Source organism: Bartonella tribocorum (genome assembly GCF_002778015.1).
GTDB lineage: Bacteria > Pseudomonadota > Alphaproteobacteria > Rhizobiales > Rhizobiaceae > Bartonella > Bartonella tribocorum_B.
Map to the genome: position 1 here is coordinate 150,736 of NZ_NJPP01000001.1, position 15,440 is coordinate 166,175.

General features: G+C 35.6%; 14 protein-coding genes. 7 read left to right on the forward strand and 7 right to left on the reverse strand.

The window, feature by feature from the left end:
* Window positions 1–701 precede the first annotated feature (701 nt).
* From ptsN to lptC, 5 genes are all read right to left on the reverse strand, one after another.
* Entirely contained in the window at window positions 702–1,166 is a 465-nt protein-coding gene (ptsN, locus tag CEV08_RS00535) for a PTS IIA-like nitrogen regulatory protein PtsN (protein ID WP_100129842.1), read from the reverse strand.
* Window positions 1,167–1,677: 511 nt separating this feature from the next.
* Window positions 1,678–1,824 carry a hypothetical protein gene (locus CEV08_RS09645; protein ID WP_210421458.1) on the reverse strand — a complete coding sequence of 49 codons (147 nt, stop codon included), beginning with the start codon at window positions 1,822–1,824 and terminating at the stop codon, window positions 1,678–1,680.
* Between the two features lie 507 nt (window positions 1,825–2,331).
* On the reverse strand, window positions 2,332–3,126 hold the full coding sequence (lptB, locus tag CEV08_RS00540; RefSeq protein ID WP_100129843.1) for an LPS export ABC transporter ATP-binding protein: 795 nt from the start codon (window positions 3,124–3,126) through the stop codon (window positions 2,332–2,334).
* Window positions 3,127–3,132: 6 nt separating this feature from the next.
* On the reverse strand, window positions 3,133–3,732 hold the full coding sequence (locus CEV08_RS00545) for an LptA/OstA family protein (RefSeq protein WP_100129844.1): 600 nt from the start codon (window positions 3,730–3,732) through the stop codon (window positions 3,133–3,135).
* A 75-nt stretch (window positions 3,733–3,807) separates the two neighbouring features.
* A complete protein-coding gene (gene lptC / locus CEV08_RS00550; RefSeq protein WP_100129845.1) occupies window positions 3,808–4,452 on the reverse strand; it encodes an LPS export ABC transporter periplasmic protein LptC in 645 nt (214 codons plus the stop codon).
* Between the two features lie 185 nt (window positions 4,453–4,637).
* On the opposite strand from lptC, the gene ihfB reads away from it, so the two are divergent.
* From ihfB to CEV08_RS00585, 7 genes are all read left to right on the forward strand, one after another.
* Window positions 4,638–4,916, forward strand: a complete 279-nt coding sequence (ihfB, locus tag CEV08_RS00555; protein ID WP_026500856.1) for an integration host factor subunit beta — start codon at window positions 4,638–4,640, stop codon at window positions 4,914–4,916.
* Between the two features lie 7 nt (window positions 4,917–4,923).
* On the forward strand, window positions 4,924–5,220 hold the full coding sequence (locus CEV08_RS00560) for a lipopolysaccharide assembly protein LapA domain-containing protein (RefSeq protein WP_100129846.1): 297 nt from the start codon (window positions 4,924–4,926) through the stop codon (window positions 5,218–5,220).
* A gap of 170 nt (window positions 5,221–5,390) precedes the next feature.
* Window positions 5,391–6,323 carry a class I SAM-dependent methyltransferase gene (locus CEV08_RS00565; protein ID WP_100129934.1) on the forward strand — a complete coding sequence of 311 codons (933 nt, stop codon included), beginning with the start codon at window positions 5,391–5,393 and terminating at the stop codon, window positions 6,321–6,323.
* A 2-nt stretch (window positions 6,324–6,325) separates the two neighbouring features.
* The gene (locus CEV08_RS00570) at window positions 6,326–7,174 is read left to right on the forward strand and encodes a TrmH family RNA methyltransferase (protein ID WP_100129847.1); all 849 of its coding nucleotides are present in this window, start codon (window positions 6,326–6,328) and stop codon (window positions 7,172–7,174) included.
* The gene (gene lspA / locus CEV08_RS00575; protein WP_100129848.1) at window positions 7,171–7,674 is read left to right on the forward strand and encodes a signal peptidase II; all 504 of its coding nucleotides are present in this window, start codon (window positions 7,171–7,173) and stop codon (window positions 7,672–7,674) included. The genes CEV08_RS00570 and lspA overlap by 4 nt, the downstream gene beginning before the upstream one ends.
* A 2,071-nt stretch (window positions 7,675–9,745) precedes the next feature.
* Window positions 9,746–10,519 carry a Bax inhibitor-1/YccA family protein gene (locus tag CEV08_RS00580; protein ID WP_100129849.1) on the forward strand — a complete coding sequence of 258 codons (774 nt, stop codon included), beginning with the start codon at window positions 9,746–9,748 and terminating at the stop codon, window positions 10,517–10,519.
* A gap of 112 nt (window positions 10,520–10,631) precedes the next feature.
* Window positions 10,632–11,495, forward strand: coding sequence for an endonuclease/exonuclease/phosphatase family protein (locus tag CEV08_RS00585; protein WP_100129850.1), 864 nt, complete (start codon window positions 10,632–10,634; stop codon window positions 11,493–11,495).
* 6 nt (window positions 11,496–11,501) lie between these two features.
* Here the strand turns inward: CEV08_RS00585 and polA are convergent, their stop codons facing one another.
* Window positions 11,502–14,411: a DNA polymerase I gene (polA, locus tag CEV08_RS00590; protein WP_100129851.1), complete on the reverse strand. Its 2,910-nt coding sequence runs from the start codon at window positions 14,409–14,411 to the stop codon at window positions 11,502–11,504.
* A gap of 321 nt (window positions 14,412–14,732) precedes the next feature.
* Window positions 14,733–15,440 (reverse strand): DNA polymerase III subunit epsilon, encoded by a 708-nt coding sequence (gene dnaQ, locus CEV08_RS00595; RefSeq protein WP_100129852.1) that lies wholly within the window; start codon window positions 15,438–15,440, stop codon window positions 14,733–14,735.

Consider the following 15,440-nt stretch of genomic DNA (forward strand, 5'->3'; position numbering starts at 1 on the left):
CAAAAATTTCTGAAGGATTCTTTTATATTATTTTTAAGTAATTTATAAATAAAAATATAAAACTCTTCCATCAAACCCAAAGCTATCCTTCTCTTTCGTACCGTACAAAATTGTTTTTTAACGTGAGCCTCTATACAATTATCTCCCCCTCATACAAAGGATACACTATCTTCTTATTTCTGCTTGATCCTTAATAATATTATCCCTAAACACTCAAACTTAACTTACGAAAAATTCAATGTACTCATAAATTTTCCTGTTGATTTCTCCCGCCTCCCTCAAAAGATGAAGATTTTTATCCCAATCTGACCTGTCAACAGTTCGTATTTTGTTGAGCGTACTCCTTTTGTCTTCCGATTCATGGGATTCACTTAAATTAAAGGTTCTATAAGTAAGCCCTGCTTTAGCGGTATTACTAAAAGCACTTAATGTCTTAAAGAAACTTACATATCTTATCTCAACGCCTTATATGATGCTGTTTTACAGCATACAGCATAATGATTAGGTGCTTTAATATATGAGAACAATAAAAGATAAATAGCTCGTTTTTGCTGCTTTCTCTTTTAAAAAAGGTTCACTTAGAAATGATTTTCTAAAATCGCATAACATAGTCTTTTGCTACCAGCCCTTTAAGATACAAATTATATTATTTCTATGCTCTATGGTGTATATTCCGCAATTTACACACTTAATAACCCCTTTTAAGCTGCGTTTGATTCTGAAGTTTGAATCAATAAAGCATAAAGCGCATTGGCATGATGCGTATTGCGCAATTTTTGTACAACATCAGCATGACGCAAAACACGTGCAATCTGTGATAAAGCTTTTAAGTGATCTGCACCAGCATTTTCAGGGGCTAGAAGGAGAAAAACGAGATCTATAGGTTCATCATCAAGAGCTTCAAAATCAACAGGACTTTCAAGACGTGCAAATATACCAACAATCCGATTAATATCAGGTAATTTTCCATGAGGAATCGCAATACCACCACCTAGCCCCGTTGAACCAAGTTTCTCGCGTTGCAAAACAATATCAAAAATTACATGCTCACTAAGACCTGTCAGCTGAGACGCTTTTTCAGCTAAAATTTGCAGAACTTGTTTTTTCGAATTAGCCTTAAGAGCCGGAATAATTCCTTCCGGTGTTATTAACTCACTCAAATTCATCCTTCAATTTTCCTCTTACACGCTCAAATGCTCACTAATACACCTATAAACGGTATCGAACCTTAAAGTTCTTTCACTTTTCGCAATATCGCATGTGTTTTTATTTTTAAATTTATAACAAGTGATGGCTTAATACGTCTCATATCACTTTTAACAGAACAATAAATAGTGTTTGGCTCCTCATCAACAGCATGAGAAAAGAAAAAAAGAAATGAAGTTTTTCATAAAATTAATTTCCTTAAGACACTTTAAAAAAGCACTATTTATAAATTTATTAAACTTGTCACAAGAGTTAATGTACAATTACTCCCCATTAGATTTTTTTCTTTCTTTAAAAATGAGTTCTTCAATAGAACGAGAAATACATTGAATAGAATAAACCCTTAGTTTGAAAATCGCTTTATAGCCCAAACAAAGCCTTATAACAAGAATCTAAAGGCTATTAAAAATTTAATGATTATTTTAAAAGATTCATGGATTCAACCTGATATCTATCGCCGTGCTCCTATTTTTAAATACGCCATACAAACCAATAAATCACGACAATCCCTATTAAATAAACACAATATATAACGGATGCTCCAATTAAAATACCCAAAACAGCACCATCGGCATGTTCTTTGATTCGATAGAGAAAAATACGATGAATATCCTTCACCTTTCAATAATACACGCATTTATTTACAGCCTCATTTCTCACTCATGATCGCGTTAATCTAGTGATATCTTCTTTGTGATACAATCATAAATAAGCTAAACAATAAACTCATCTTATAGTGATAAAGCCTCCTGCACTTCTTAATAAAAATTTTTTAGATACACTCATAAAAGAAGTTTTGGCATAAATAAGGGGATTTTCAATAATAATGTAATGAATACAACCATCAGAGAAAATCTTATTGCGCGCCCCAATTAAAAACTTTATCCTAAAATCGTATTTTTTTTTGATTTATAGCCTTTAACAACATCATCATAGTGTTTACAATAAAGGAACAATTTCTTTTATTTCTGTAATAGAAATAATATATTGATAATATGTTTTATTAATAATTACAACGAAACCTCATCTCCCTGCTTTAGAATGTGTTTGATTCCCTAAAATAGCGTTTATGACGACCATATTGTTTCTGTTAAACTTAAATGGAAATGCAGGAAAGCTATAAAATCATAGAGAAAACTGATTGCCCAAATAAATCCTGCGAACATCAACATTGTTGATAATATCATGAGGACGACCGTGAACTAATACTTTGCCAGTGTGAATAATATAAGCCCGGTCGACAAGTCCTAATGTCTCGCGTACATTATGATCTGTTATTAAAACACCAATGCCACGCCTCGTTAAATGACGAATAAGCTGTTGAATATCAAAAATAGCGATAGGATCAATTCCTGCAAATGGTTCATCAAGTAACATAAAATTAGGACGAGAAGCTAAAGCGCGCGCAATTTCAAGTCGTCGACGTTCACCTCCAGATAACGAAAGTGCAGGCATTTTACGTAAATGATCAATTTTAAACTCATGTAAAAGGCTATCTAACTCTTCACGTTGTTTAAGGCGATCTTTTTCAACAACCTCTAAAACAGCTTTAATGTTATTTTCAACTGATAGACCACGAAAAATAGAAGCCTCCTGCGGAAGATACCCAATACCTAAACGCGCACGCCGATACATCGGAAGATGCGTAATATCAAACCCATCGATTTTAATGGACCCTCCATCAGATTTTATGAGCCCCGTAACCATATAAAAACAAGTCGTTTTACCTGCCCCATTAGGCCCTAAAATGCCAACAGCTTCTCCTGTGCGGATACCAAAAGAAACACCATTAACCGTTGGTCTTCCTCGATAAACTTTAATCAAATGACTGGCAATCAAAGTCCCTTTTAAGCGCTTTTTTGAAGCTTCACTTGCAAGATCATACCCATCAGTCTGTTTTTTTCTTTTGATTCCAAACATGAAATCTTAATGGCCATTCTTTTGATTTTGTTTAAAAATAATAGAAACACGGCCTTTTTTTTCAGACGTCTCACACCCTTCTAAAAAAGCCTCTCCGCTTTCCATATTTGCTGTTAATTTGCACCCCGTTGCCACATTGTCACCATCCTTTAACACAACATGCTTCCCTGTCAAACGCATCGTTTTTGATTTTCCATCAAAAACGCCTTTATCACCCGTAGCAATTTGCGTAGCAATTTTTATATAAACTTTTCCGAAAGCTTCCATTTTTTGTATGCCCGACGAACCCAAAAGAGCAATAGATGATGCCTTTGGATCTTCCTTATTCCTATCCGTTTCTTTATAGTCTTTATCGTAATAAACAACTAGCTTTGCCGTTCGTAAAAGACGTTCACCTTGCATGACTGAAACATCGCCCTTAAAAAGCGCTATCCCTTCTTTATCACGTATTTCTAAAGAATCTGCGTGAAGTTCTACCGGTTCTTTGTCGTTTGATAGACTTATTCCAAAATGAGTCCCTTGACCATATCCTAAAACTGTTCCTCCTCCTAACATTCCCATGCTAAAAGCCAATACCATACTTATCCAATTTTTATATGATCTCATTATTTAAATTCTTCTGTTTGTACAGTCGCATACTTCTCTTTTAAAGATCCCTTAAAGATTCGTATTGATAGTGCGTCATTGCTTTTGGAGCACTAAATGCACACCATCATAGAAATACATGTTTTTTCCTTTTTCTCGAATTTTTAAGGCATTTGCGGCAAGATGAAAACCGGGGCGTTGAATATTAACACGTTGATCTGTTTTTAACTGTCCCTCGGATAAATTAATATTAGCCGACATAAATTGTGCCATCATTCCATCATTCGTCGTAATAGTGAATGGCTTATCCAACTGTAAAAAACCATTAATGTTATCGTAAACGCCCCCTTGTGCTGCAAGAAAAACCTGTCTTTGTTGGCCCATAAATACTTTCGCTGTTATGTTTTGCAACCCGATTATTCCAGAACGCGTATGATCTTGAAATGCCTTTTCTGCTTTAAGCCAATAAGGTTCATGAGCACGCGTATACCCTTCTAATTTTGGATTGAGCATCGTCAAGTTCATCACTCCATTCTCTTCATTACGCAAAGGCAGAGGATTAGAAGTAACAGGAACTAAGAAAAACGTAAACCAGTAAAAAACCAGCGCTGAAACGAACGCTAAGAGGGGTAAAAAAATTTTTAATAGGCTAATACGACGCGAATGCTGGGATGCTTTTTTAAAAACATCTCCAACAGATAATTGCATTGAGAAGATTTCATGATGATTGTGTACGGACATACTCTCCTAATCTCTTAAATATTCCGCATTTTTAATCTGTATAACCTTTATAAGCGGTATTTTCAAATTTTGTTTCTTGAAATTTGTCTTTTCTTTGTTTTATTTTGCTTTTATCCGTTTATATATTGTAATATGCATGGAGTGCACAATTATAAAAAAGTTTTTTGTGTGAAAGTGAGGCTATTGTGGTTAAATCAGAGCTTGTGCAAATTATTGCTCGTCATAACCCGCATCTTTTTCAACGGGATGTGGAAAATATTGTAAATGCTATTTTTGAGGAAATTTCAACAGCGCTTGCAAATGGTGATCGCGTTGAACTTCGTGGATTTGGAGCTTTTTCTGTAAAAAGCCGTTCTGCCCGTAATGGACGTAATCCACGAACAGGTGAAGCCGTTGCTGTTGAAGAAAAGTGGATTCCTTTTTTTAAAACTGGCAAGGATTTACGCGACCGTCTTAATCAGTGAGAAACTTATGATTATTAAACGTATTCTTCTAACAAGTATCGGTGTGATTCTCGCAGCGTTGTTGATTGCTTTTATTGTAGCTAATCGTCAAATAGTTCCGTTAACCCTTGATCCTTTTCGAGCAAATTCTGAAAGTTTTACTTATCATGCTCCTCTCTTTATATGGCTCTTTATTTTCTTTGGTTTTGGTATTTTATTAGGAAATCTTATCCGTTGGTTTTCCCATCACAAATGCAAAAAAGCTCTCAAAAAAAGTAAAGCTGAGATCGAGAAATTGAAAACGTCTATCACAAATTTGGTGTAATGGTATTTTAATGAAGCCTTTTTCTTTCCGTATTTTATATTCAATATAGAGTAAGCACTCTTTTTCTTTTTTCTAATGTTTTAATTGATTTTAGCTCTTTTGCACTTTTATGAAACATTTAAGAGCCTTATAATATAATCCTTTATACCTCATATACCGTGATACAAAACATGCCTGCACAATGCTTTCAATCCTCTCACAATCATAGATATCCGCAGGAAAAACTACCTCTTATTTTAGAAACAGCTGTGAGTGAAAACTATGCTCTCATTGATTCTGGTCATGGACAAAAATTAGAGCGCTATGGGGCTTATCGAATTATTCGACCAGAAGGTCAAGCACTATGGAAACCCGCTTTATCACAAAAACAATGGGCTGATATTGATGCTATTTTTACAGGAAACCTTGATGAAGAAGGGGTTGGTCGTTGGCATTTTCCCAAAAAGCAACTTGACGAAACATGGCCACTTTCTTGGAATGGACTGTCTTTTCTTGGTCGCTTTACTTCCTTTCGCCATGTAGGCGTTTTTCCTGAACAAGATGCCCATTGGCGCTTTATGGAAGAACAAATTTTAAAAGCCGCACGTCCTATAAAATTATTGAATCTTTTTGGCTATACAGGTGTTGCCTCTTTGATTGGAGCACGAGCGGGTGCAAATGTTACCCATGTTGATGCTTCTAAAAAAGCCATTGCGTGGGCAAAAGCTAATCAGGAAAGAGCAGGATTACCAGATTATTCTATTCGCTGGATTTGCGATGATGCTGTAAAATTTGTCGAGCGAGAACTACGTCGTCAGAAAAGCTATGATATGATTCTTCTTGATCCCCCTGCTTATGGGCGTGGACCCCATGGCGAAGTTTGGCAACTGTTTGATCATTTACCAGCGATGATCACAAATTGTCGTAAACTTCTCTCTGATAAACCGCTCTCTGTTGTCCTTACAGCTTATTCTATTCGTGCTTCCTTCTTTGCACTTCATGCTTTAATGCGCGATACATTTGTAAATCTTGGTGGTACGGTCGAATCAGGAGAACTCATTTTGCGTGAAGAAGTTGCAGGACGCGCCCTTTCTACTTCTCTTTTTAGCCGTTGGACTGCTTAAACATGTGTGGACAAAAAACTGGTAGAGTGAAAGAAATTACCTCTCTTAGCAACCCCATCATAAAAGATCTTAAAGCACTTAGCCAAAAGAAAAACCGTAATCGAGAAGGTCTTTTTATGGCAGAGGGATTGAAATTGATCATTGATGCTTTCAATCTCGGCTGGACGATACAAACGCTTATTTTTTCTAAAAGCGAAATGGGTAATGCTACTATCGAAAATACTGCTGCACGCGCTGTAGCCAATGGTGGTTTTGTTATTAAAGCCTCACAAAAGGTTATGGAATCACTTACTCGACGTGATAATCCACAAACAGTTATTGGTATTTTCAAACAAAAATGGCAACCTCTTGAAATGATAAAAGGACAGGCTAAAGATGTTTACATCGCGCTTGATCGTGTGCGTGATCCTGGAAATCTTGGAACCATTATTCGCACTGCTGATGCTGTCGGTGCTAAAGGTGTTATTTTAATTGGTGAAACAACAGACCCGTTCTCACCGGAAACAGTTCGTGCAACCATGGGATCTATTTTCTCTATACCCCTTTATCGTTTTGATGAAAGCACCTTTTTAAACTGGTCTGCTCACTTTAAAGGTATGATCGTTGGCACGCATCTCAAAGGATCTCTGGATTATCGTAAAATTGATTTGAAAAATGGTCCTATCATCCTTTTAATGGGAAATGAAAAACAAGGGTTATCAGATATTCTGACAAGTCGGTGTGATAAACTTGCGCGTATCCCACAAAGTGGGCGCGCTGACTCGCTTAATCTGGCTATAGCAACAGCTGTTATGCTTTATGAAATTCGTCGCCCTTATTTAACACTGGAACCATGCGAGGAAAAAATATGATCCGTAAATCACTCCCTTTTCTTCTCTTTGGCTTAGCCCTTACAGTAGGACTTGACCAAGCTTTTAAGTACTGGGTTATGCACAATATGCCTTTAGAAACAGAAATCCAGCTTATTCCTTTCGTTTCCCTTTATCATGTGCGTAATTCTGGCATTGCATTTTCGTTTTTGTCTTCCTTTTCTCACTGGGGAATTATTGCCATCACAATCATTGTGATTATCTTTCTTCTATGGTTATGGAAAAATGCTGAATGTAATAAACCCTTTATGCGCTTCGGTCTTATCCTTATTATTGGGGGAGCAATCGGTAACCTTATTGATCGCATTCGCTTTCATCATGTTATTGATTATATATTTTTTCATATTGATGATATTTTTTATTTTGCTGTTTTCAATCTCGCAGATAGTTTTATCACGCTCGGTGTTATTGCCATCCTTATTGAAGAATTGCGCACTTGGATAAAAGCAAAGCGTCATTCCGACCATCCATCTTCTCATTGATGTACTCATTGCTTTAAAAAACAGAGATTTTTAACCGTCATAAGTCTGATTACAAATTGATTTTTCTTGATCCATTCTTGTAGCTAATCATTTTACATATTTTTTTATAAGCTTTTATTTTCTCTTCAATTTTACATTTCCACCATTGATCAATACAAAAGAACTGACTTCAAATAGAAATCAATATTTTTTCTCCATATGTCGTCACCTCACATCATGAGATGAAAATATTTTACAGCATCTAAAGTTCTATTTATTTGCTTAGAACGATTGCTTTTCATATGTTTTTTAATTTTTACAGATATCATTTCTTACAGCACTTTTCTTTAGCTTCGTTAAAAAGTCTCTTTATTTTATTTTTATATATTGTTTAATAAAGAAGATTTTTTCAACTATTTTCAATGGTATATTTTTTAATTAATCCGTTGATTATAAATAATAATTTTCTGTTTTGCGTGTTGAATAAGCGTCCCGAATATCGTAAAATTCTTTCATTTAAAATCTGTTCATGTTGGATGCATTAAAACCATATCTCTTGCACAACACAAGCGGAGTTTATGTATAGGTAAAGTTGCACAAGAAAGGACTAAAAATACTTCTTATAAATCGTCTAAAGTGCCAAGAACTGTCGCAACATTGGAAGCTGATAAATACAACGATGATGCGACGGCTTGCTCTTTCATAAGCATTGGAGGTGTTCAGTGGCTTTTACGCTATACCATTTACAAATGCCATCGCAAAATGAGCTTGGAAATATTGGGAATATCTCTGAAAAAAGTAAGTGTATTGGCAATTCAATAGCTGCTTCGTTCTTTATGCGTAATGCAACGAGTGGATAAATAAAAATGCCCCTTATGAAGTCTCTCACATACAAAGTGTACCGCAACATTAGAGACAAAAAAGAATACAATGGTAGCAGCTTGCATCTTTATTAAGTCAAAATGGTACGTATACAAGAATGATACACTTTTCAGAAAAGATTTTGTATTATACTTTTCATAATCGCTGTCGATAAATGAGACTTTGGAATACTGAAAGTGTTTATTAAATGATTACAGTTATCTCCTAAAATGTTTGCTATCAGTGCTTTTTACAATTTCAATTTCTATCCCTCTTTTCTAAATAAAATATAAAGTTAATATGTTGATTTTTAATAAAAATACAGCTTTATATCGAACTCAAACAGTTTTCAATAGTTGTTTTTCACTGTTTCAAATCCTTTTATTTTTAAATAGAAAAAATCTTTCAAGAATAAAGTAATAGCCCCATAGGCATATGTTTTGTTGTTTCATAGCATAAACCCCATTGTGCACTACCATTTTTATGGTTACGAAAAAGCAAATTGGTATCATTATATTATTTTCCAGCTCTCAATATTGTTATAAGCTTTTGCGCTTAAGAGAAACTCATGAGAGATACCTTTACTCCTTTTTTAAAGCTTTTTATCCACACTCCAATCTCGCTTATGTCGTGCAAGAAAATGATCTTGACTGATTTAATATAAACAGATTTGCCATCAGGAATCTCACTATATTTTGGAGAAGTGTTTAGAATAAAAAATTAATTACTCCTAAAGATATATTAATAACAATTAATATATTGTTATGTATCAATATGTTATATACAAAAAAACAATTAAATCAGGTCTTTTCGCTGGGGAGAGCAAATACAATCTTGAAGATTAAAAATAGCGTGATTTCACACGCTATTCTCTTCATCACCATAAAGATAGATATGTTATAAGTAGGAATTATAGGGTTCCTATGAATAACAAAAAAATTTTCAGTCTCGTCTTTTTATCTTGCAAAAATATGGCAAAAAAACGGAAATATTTTTCATGAAAATGAACCTTTTCCTTACTAATTTGTAAGGTTCTTTGCTTCGATAAATCTCTTGTAATTTTTAAATAAATCTCCATAATAAAGGGGAATATGCTGGAATTCCGTCAGTGATTCTGAAGGGTTTTTGTATTTGCTAATTCAAGACGTATACAAAGCTCGTCTCTGTCATGAGAGACACACTTTTTTAAAAATCAATACTTGGCGGAACATATGCTAAAGGATTTTATATTATGGCTAATTTTAAAAATTTACGTTCAGCGCCTGCCTCTCATGCCGATGCATCAATTGATCAGGGATTGCGCGACTATATGTTGGGTGTCTACAATACAATGGCCATTGGTTTGCTTATTACAGCTGCTGCCGCTTATGTAATTGTATCATTAGCAACGACAACGGATATGAGCCAAGCAGCAGATCAGATCAATAGCAGTGTTTATTTAACATCATTTGGAGTAACATTTTATACATCTCCATTTTCTTATATCGTTATGTTTGCACCACTCGTTGCAGTTTTATTTCTCAGTTTTAAAATTAATACATTAAGCACAAGTGCTGCGCGTAGCCTCTTTTTTGGTTATGCTGCTCTGATCGGCCTTTCATTGTCTTCAATTGTTTTGCGTTATACGACAGAAAGTATTGTACAAACCTTTGTCATTTCCGCTGCAACTTTTGGAGCTCTTTCGCTTTATGGATACACAACAAAGCGTGATCTTACAGCAATTGGTTCATTCTTATTCATTGGACTGATTGGCTTGTTTCTTTCTATGATTGTGAACATTTTTCTTGGATCAAGTGCTTTGCAATTTGCTATCTCCGTTGTTGGTGTTTTTATCTTTGCTGGTTTAACAGCTTACGACACCCAGAACATTAAGTTGATGTATTATGAAGGAGATGAAAGCGATACCAAAGGGCGTAAAGTTATTATGGGCGCGTTAAGTCTTTATCTTGATTTCATTAATATGTTTGTTTTCTTGCTACAATTTCTTGGCTCAAACCGTGATTGATTGCGAAAATCATTCCTTAATGAAAGGACCTTGTTTCTTTTAGAAGCAAGGTTCTTTTGTTTTTAATGGAAGGTTTTATCCTTTGCCTCTTAGGGACTATTCTTTTCACAAAATGACAAAAATACCTTACAAGCAAAAACTCCCTTGGTTTACCGATTTTATCCAACAAAAACTCCACAACTCCCTTTTAAAGGCAATCCATAGCCGCTCTCACCATCAATCAAATATCCTCAACCAAAATAATCATTATGATCTAACCGTTGCTTCTTATAATGTTCATAAATGTGTAGGTGTTGATAAAATTTTTAATCCCACACGGATTGTCCGTGTTATTACTGAATTGCAAGTTGATATTCTTGCTCTTCAAGAAGCAGATAAACGTTTTGGGGAACGCATTGGCTTGATTAATCTTCAGCTGTTAAAAGCTGAAACCGGTTTGATTCCTGTGCCTCTCAATACTATGTCACCTCATGGTCATGGTTGGCATGGGAACGCTCTTTTTGTACGAAAAGGATATATACGTGATATCTTACAAGTCTCTCTTCCTAGTATTGAACCACGCGGAGCTATCATTGTAGAGCTGGAAATGACGGCAGGCCCTCTTCGTATTATTGCAGCTCATTTTGGCTTACTCCGTTATTCTCGTAAACAACAAACAAAAATGCTCCTTACAATTTTGCAAAAACGCTCCCTTATGCCTACACTCCTCATTGGAGATTTTAATGAGTGGCGGATGGGAAAAGGCTCATCTTTAAACCATTTTTATCCTTACTTTGATAGCACACTTGAAGTTGTACCAAGCTTTCCCTCTCTCTTTCCCTTTTTAGCCCTTGATCGCGTTTTTGCCTTTCCTCAGCAATTGGTAACAAATCTTGAAAACCACCTTTCACCACTTGCGCGTATTGCCTCAGATCATTTGCCGATCAAAGCCTATCTTAATCTTGCCAATGCACTGAATATCCTTAAAAATAAATGAAAAAAGTTAATGTGCCTCATCCCAATTTTGAGCCGTCATGACTTTTACTTCAAGGGGTACAGATAAAGATAAAACCGGCATTGTAGCATTTTCCATGACATTTTTAACAACAGCCATGGTTTTTTTACTTTCTTCTTCTGGGACTTCAAAAATCAGTTCATCATGCACTTGCAGCAACATTTTTGCTGACAGATTTTCTTCTTTTAAGGCATCTTCCATCTGTATCATAGCACGGCGAATAATATCAGCCGCAGAACCTTGAATTGGGGCATTGATAGCTGCCCGCTCATTAAGAGAACGAATTCTTACATTCTTTGCTTTTATTTCTGGATAATGAATACGACGTCCAAAAATTGTTTCTACATAACCATTCTCACGCGCAAAGCTTTTGGTCTTTTCCATATAATCTTTAATTCCTGGAAATCTTTCAAAATAAAGTTGAATATAACGACCTGCTTCTTGGCGTGAAATTCCTAATTGATTGGCTAAACCAAAAGCTGAAATACCATAAATAATACCAAAATTAATCGCTTTTGCACGCCGTCGTATATCTGAATGCATTCCCTCTATCGCAACGCCAAACATTTGTGATGCCGTTATAGCGTGGATATCATGTCCTTTAGCAAAAGCTTCTTTTAGGGCTTTTATATCCGCAATATGTGCAAGAATGCGTAGCTCAATCTGACTATAATCAGCAGAAAGCAACACGTGCCCTTTGGGAGCAATAAAAGCTGTTCGAATTTTACGCCCTTCAGCAGTTCGTACTGGAATATTTTGCAAATTTGGCTCTGATGATGATAATCGCCCTGTTGATGTTATTGCTAAAGAATAATTCGTATGAACACGCCCTGTTTTTGGTAAAATATAAGAAGGCAAAGCATCGGTATAGGTAGATTTTAGCTTTGCAAGCTGGCGCCACTCAATAATTTTACGTGGTAAAAGATGACCTTCAGCCGACAACTCTTCTAATGTCTGTGCAGAAGTTGACCATTGTCCGCCCTTGGTCTTAGCGCCTCCAGGCAATCCCATTTTACCAAAAAGGATATCCCCTAATTGCTTTGGCGAAGCAAGATTAAACTTTTCATCAGCTTGTTTGTAAATTTCCTCTTCTAAAATCAAAGCAGCTTGTGCCAATTCTCCTGAAAGACGCAATAAAATCTGACGATCAATAAGAATCCCACGTTCTTCCATTCTTGCAAGAACTTCTACAAGGGGTCGATCAAGGCGTTCATAAATTTTTGTCATACCCCGAGCCACAAGTTGCGGTTTTAACACTTGCCAAAGACGTAGCGTTATATCGGCATCTTCCGCCGCATAAAGGGTTGCTTGTTTTAAATCTACTTGTGCAAAAGAAGTAATTTTTTTTCCGTTATGTGTTAAATCCTTATAGGCAATTGGTTTATGTCCAAGCCAACGTTCAGATAAATCATCCATATTATGGGTTAAAGTTCCAGCATCCAAAACATATGATAAAAGCATGGTGTCATCAAAAGAACGTATCGCAATATCGTATTGCTTCATCACCAACCAATCATATTTTATATTCTGACCAATTTTTAACACGGAAGAATCTTCTAATAGCGGTTTTAAAAGTGCTAAAGCTTTTTGGGTTTCAATTTGCGAGGCAATGCGCCCGCCTCTCAAAAGGTCCTCCTCTCCTTCATCAAAATGTTCAAGAGGTATATAAGCTGCTTTTTCTGGCTGTAATGCAAGTGAAAAACCAACAAGCTTTGCTTGCATCGGATCAAGAGAGGTTGTTTCAGTATCAAAAGCAAAAAAACCCTGTTCTTGTGCTTGTGATAACCACTCTTTTAAAACTTCCTCATCAAGAATTGTCGTATAAGCATCTCTTGTAATTTTTTGTGTCAGTGCTTGATCTCTACGTTTTTGTGCAAAAACTTGTGGAGAATTTTCAGAAAAATTATGAAGAGATGCTTTCTCAATATTTTTGATATCAGAATCATGCCCATAATTCTGTTTTTCCCATTCAACATCTACATCAAGTGCACCAATAACAGCTGCATCGCATGTCGTCACTTCTGCAACGCGACGCGTTAATGTTGAAAATTCCATTGCTTTCAAAAAAGCAATTAAGCGTGGTCCATCTTGTGGCTCCAAAATAAAATCATCTAAATCATTGTCTATAGGAACATCTGTTTTAAGCCTAACAAGCTCACGAGAAATTTTAACCTGTTCACTATAAGCTTGTATGTTTTCACGCCGCTTTGTTTGTTTAATTTCGGTCACACGTTGCAACAAAAGATCCAGAGAACCAAATTGATTTAACAATTGAGCGGCAGTTTTTGGTCCAATGCCTGGAATACCTGGAACGTTATCTGTCGAATCTCCAATTAACGCTTGTAAATCGATCATCTTTTCAGGGGCAACACCCCATTTTTCTATAACTTCTGAAATACCTATATGCTTATCTTTCATTCCATCATACAAGGATACATGCTTATTGACGAGTTGCATAAGATCCTTATCAGAAGAGATAATCGTTGTTTTTGCACCAACCTTTGTTGCCAATTGTGCATAGGTCGCTATTAAATCATCCGCTTCAAAGCCTTCCTTTTCAATACAAGGCAAATTAAAAGCCTTTGTTGCTTGGCGTATCAACGCGAATTGAGGAATTAAATCTTCCGGAGGCTCAATACGATTCGCTTTATATTGAGGATAAATTTGTTTCCGAAAAGTATCCGATGAATAATCAAAAATAACCGCAAAATGTGTTGGAACAATACCTTTCTCTGTGTTACGAGCGTCACAAAGTAATTTCCATAACATATTACAAAAACCAGCTACTGCTCCTACAGGAAGTCCATCCTTTTTACGTTTTAAAGACGGTAAAGCATAGTAAGCGCGAAAAATATAGCTTGATCCATCAACCAACAAAAGATGATCTGTTGCCTTCATGACAATTTTATTTCTCCATTTCAGCTAAAAAAATACATTACCTCTATATGTTTTTTTCACTTTTATTTTAATTTTTTATTTTGCCTATAAAAAGACATTTTTTTTTTCTATAGGATGTAAGGTCGTTATGCTTTAATATTACGTACTTAGAGCTTTTCTTTGCTGTTACAGGATTAATGGCTTTCATTTTGCTCCTCCTATGATAGCTGAGGTACGATGTAGCGACAAAGTCGTTGTGGTGTTCCCCTCCCCACAACGACTATTTTTTGGTATTTATATATTTCATTCTTGAGTAACTTTTTTAAAGAAAAGATAAGGATGTTATTCATGAATTTTAAAGTTATTCCACAGAGCTTTTTCACCCATTTTATTGACGAAATCAGCGTGTAACCTTTTTTCTTGTGCACTCAATCTTGAAGGTAAAGTCTGTGGACGAAATTTAACCGTATAAGGCGTATTTTTATCATTTTGGGTATTTTTATCAACACTCCTTTTGTTATCAAAACCCAATATGCCCTGCTTTCCACCAATAAGTTCAATATAAACATCGGCCAAAATCTCTGCATCAAGCAAAGCACCATGAAGAACACGATGGCTGTTATCAATTCCAAAACGTTTGCATAAAATATCAAGAGAATTGGGGCCCATAGGAAATTTACGCCGTGCCATCGCTAATGTATCAAGAATATTATCAACACTGATAAGCGGCTTATTGACGCGTTTTAACTCTGAATTAATAAAACCTATATCAAAACTCGCATTGTGTGCAATCATGGTCGCACCTTTGATAAACTCTAAAAATTCATCAACAATATCACTAAAAGTTTTCTCGTTTTTTAAGCGTTCATTGGTTAATCCGTGAATTGCTACAACTTCATCAGGAATAATAACACCTTCAGGGTTTAAATAAACATGAAACTGGCGCCCAGTAAGATAACGATCAACCATTTCTACACAACCAATTTCGATTATGCGATCTTTCTCTTTATCTAAACCTGTTGTCTCCGTATCAAAAATAATTTCCCGCAT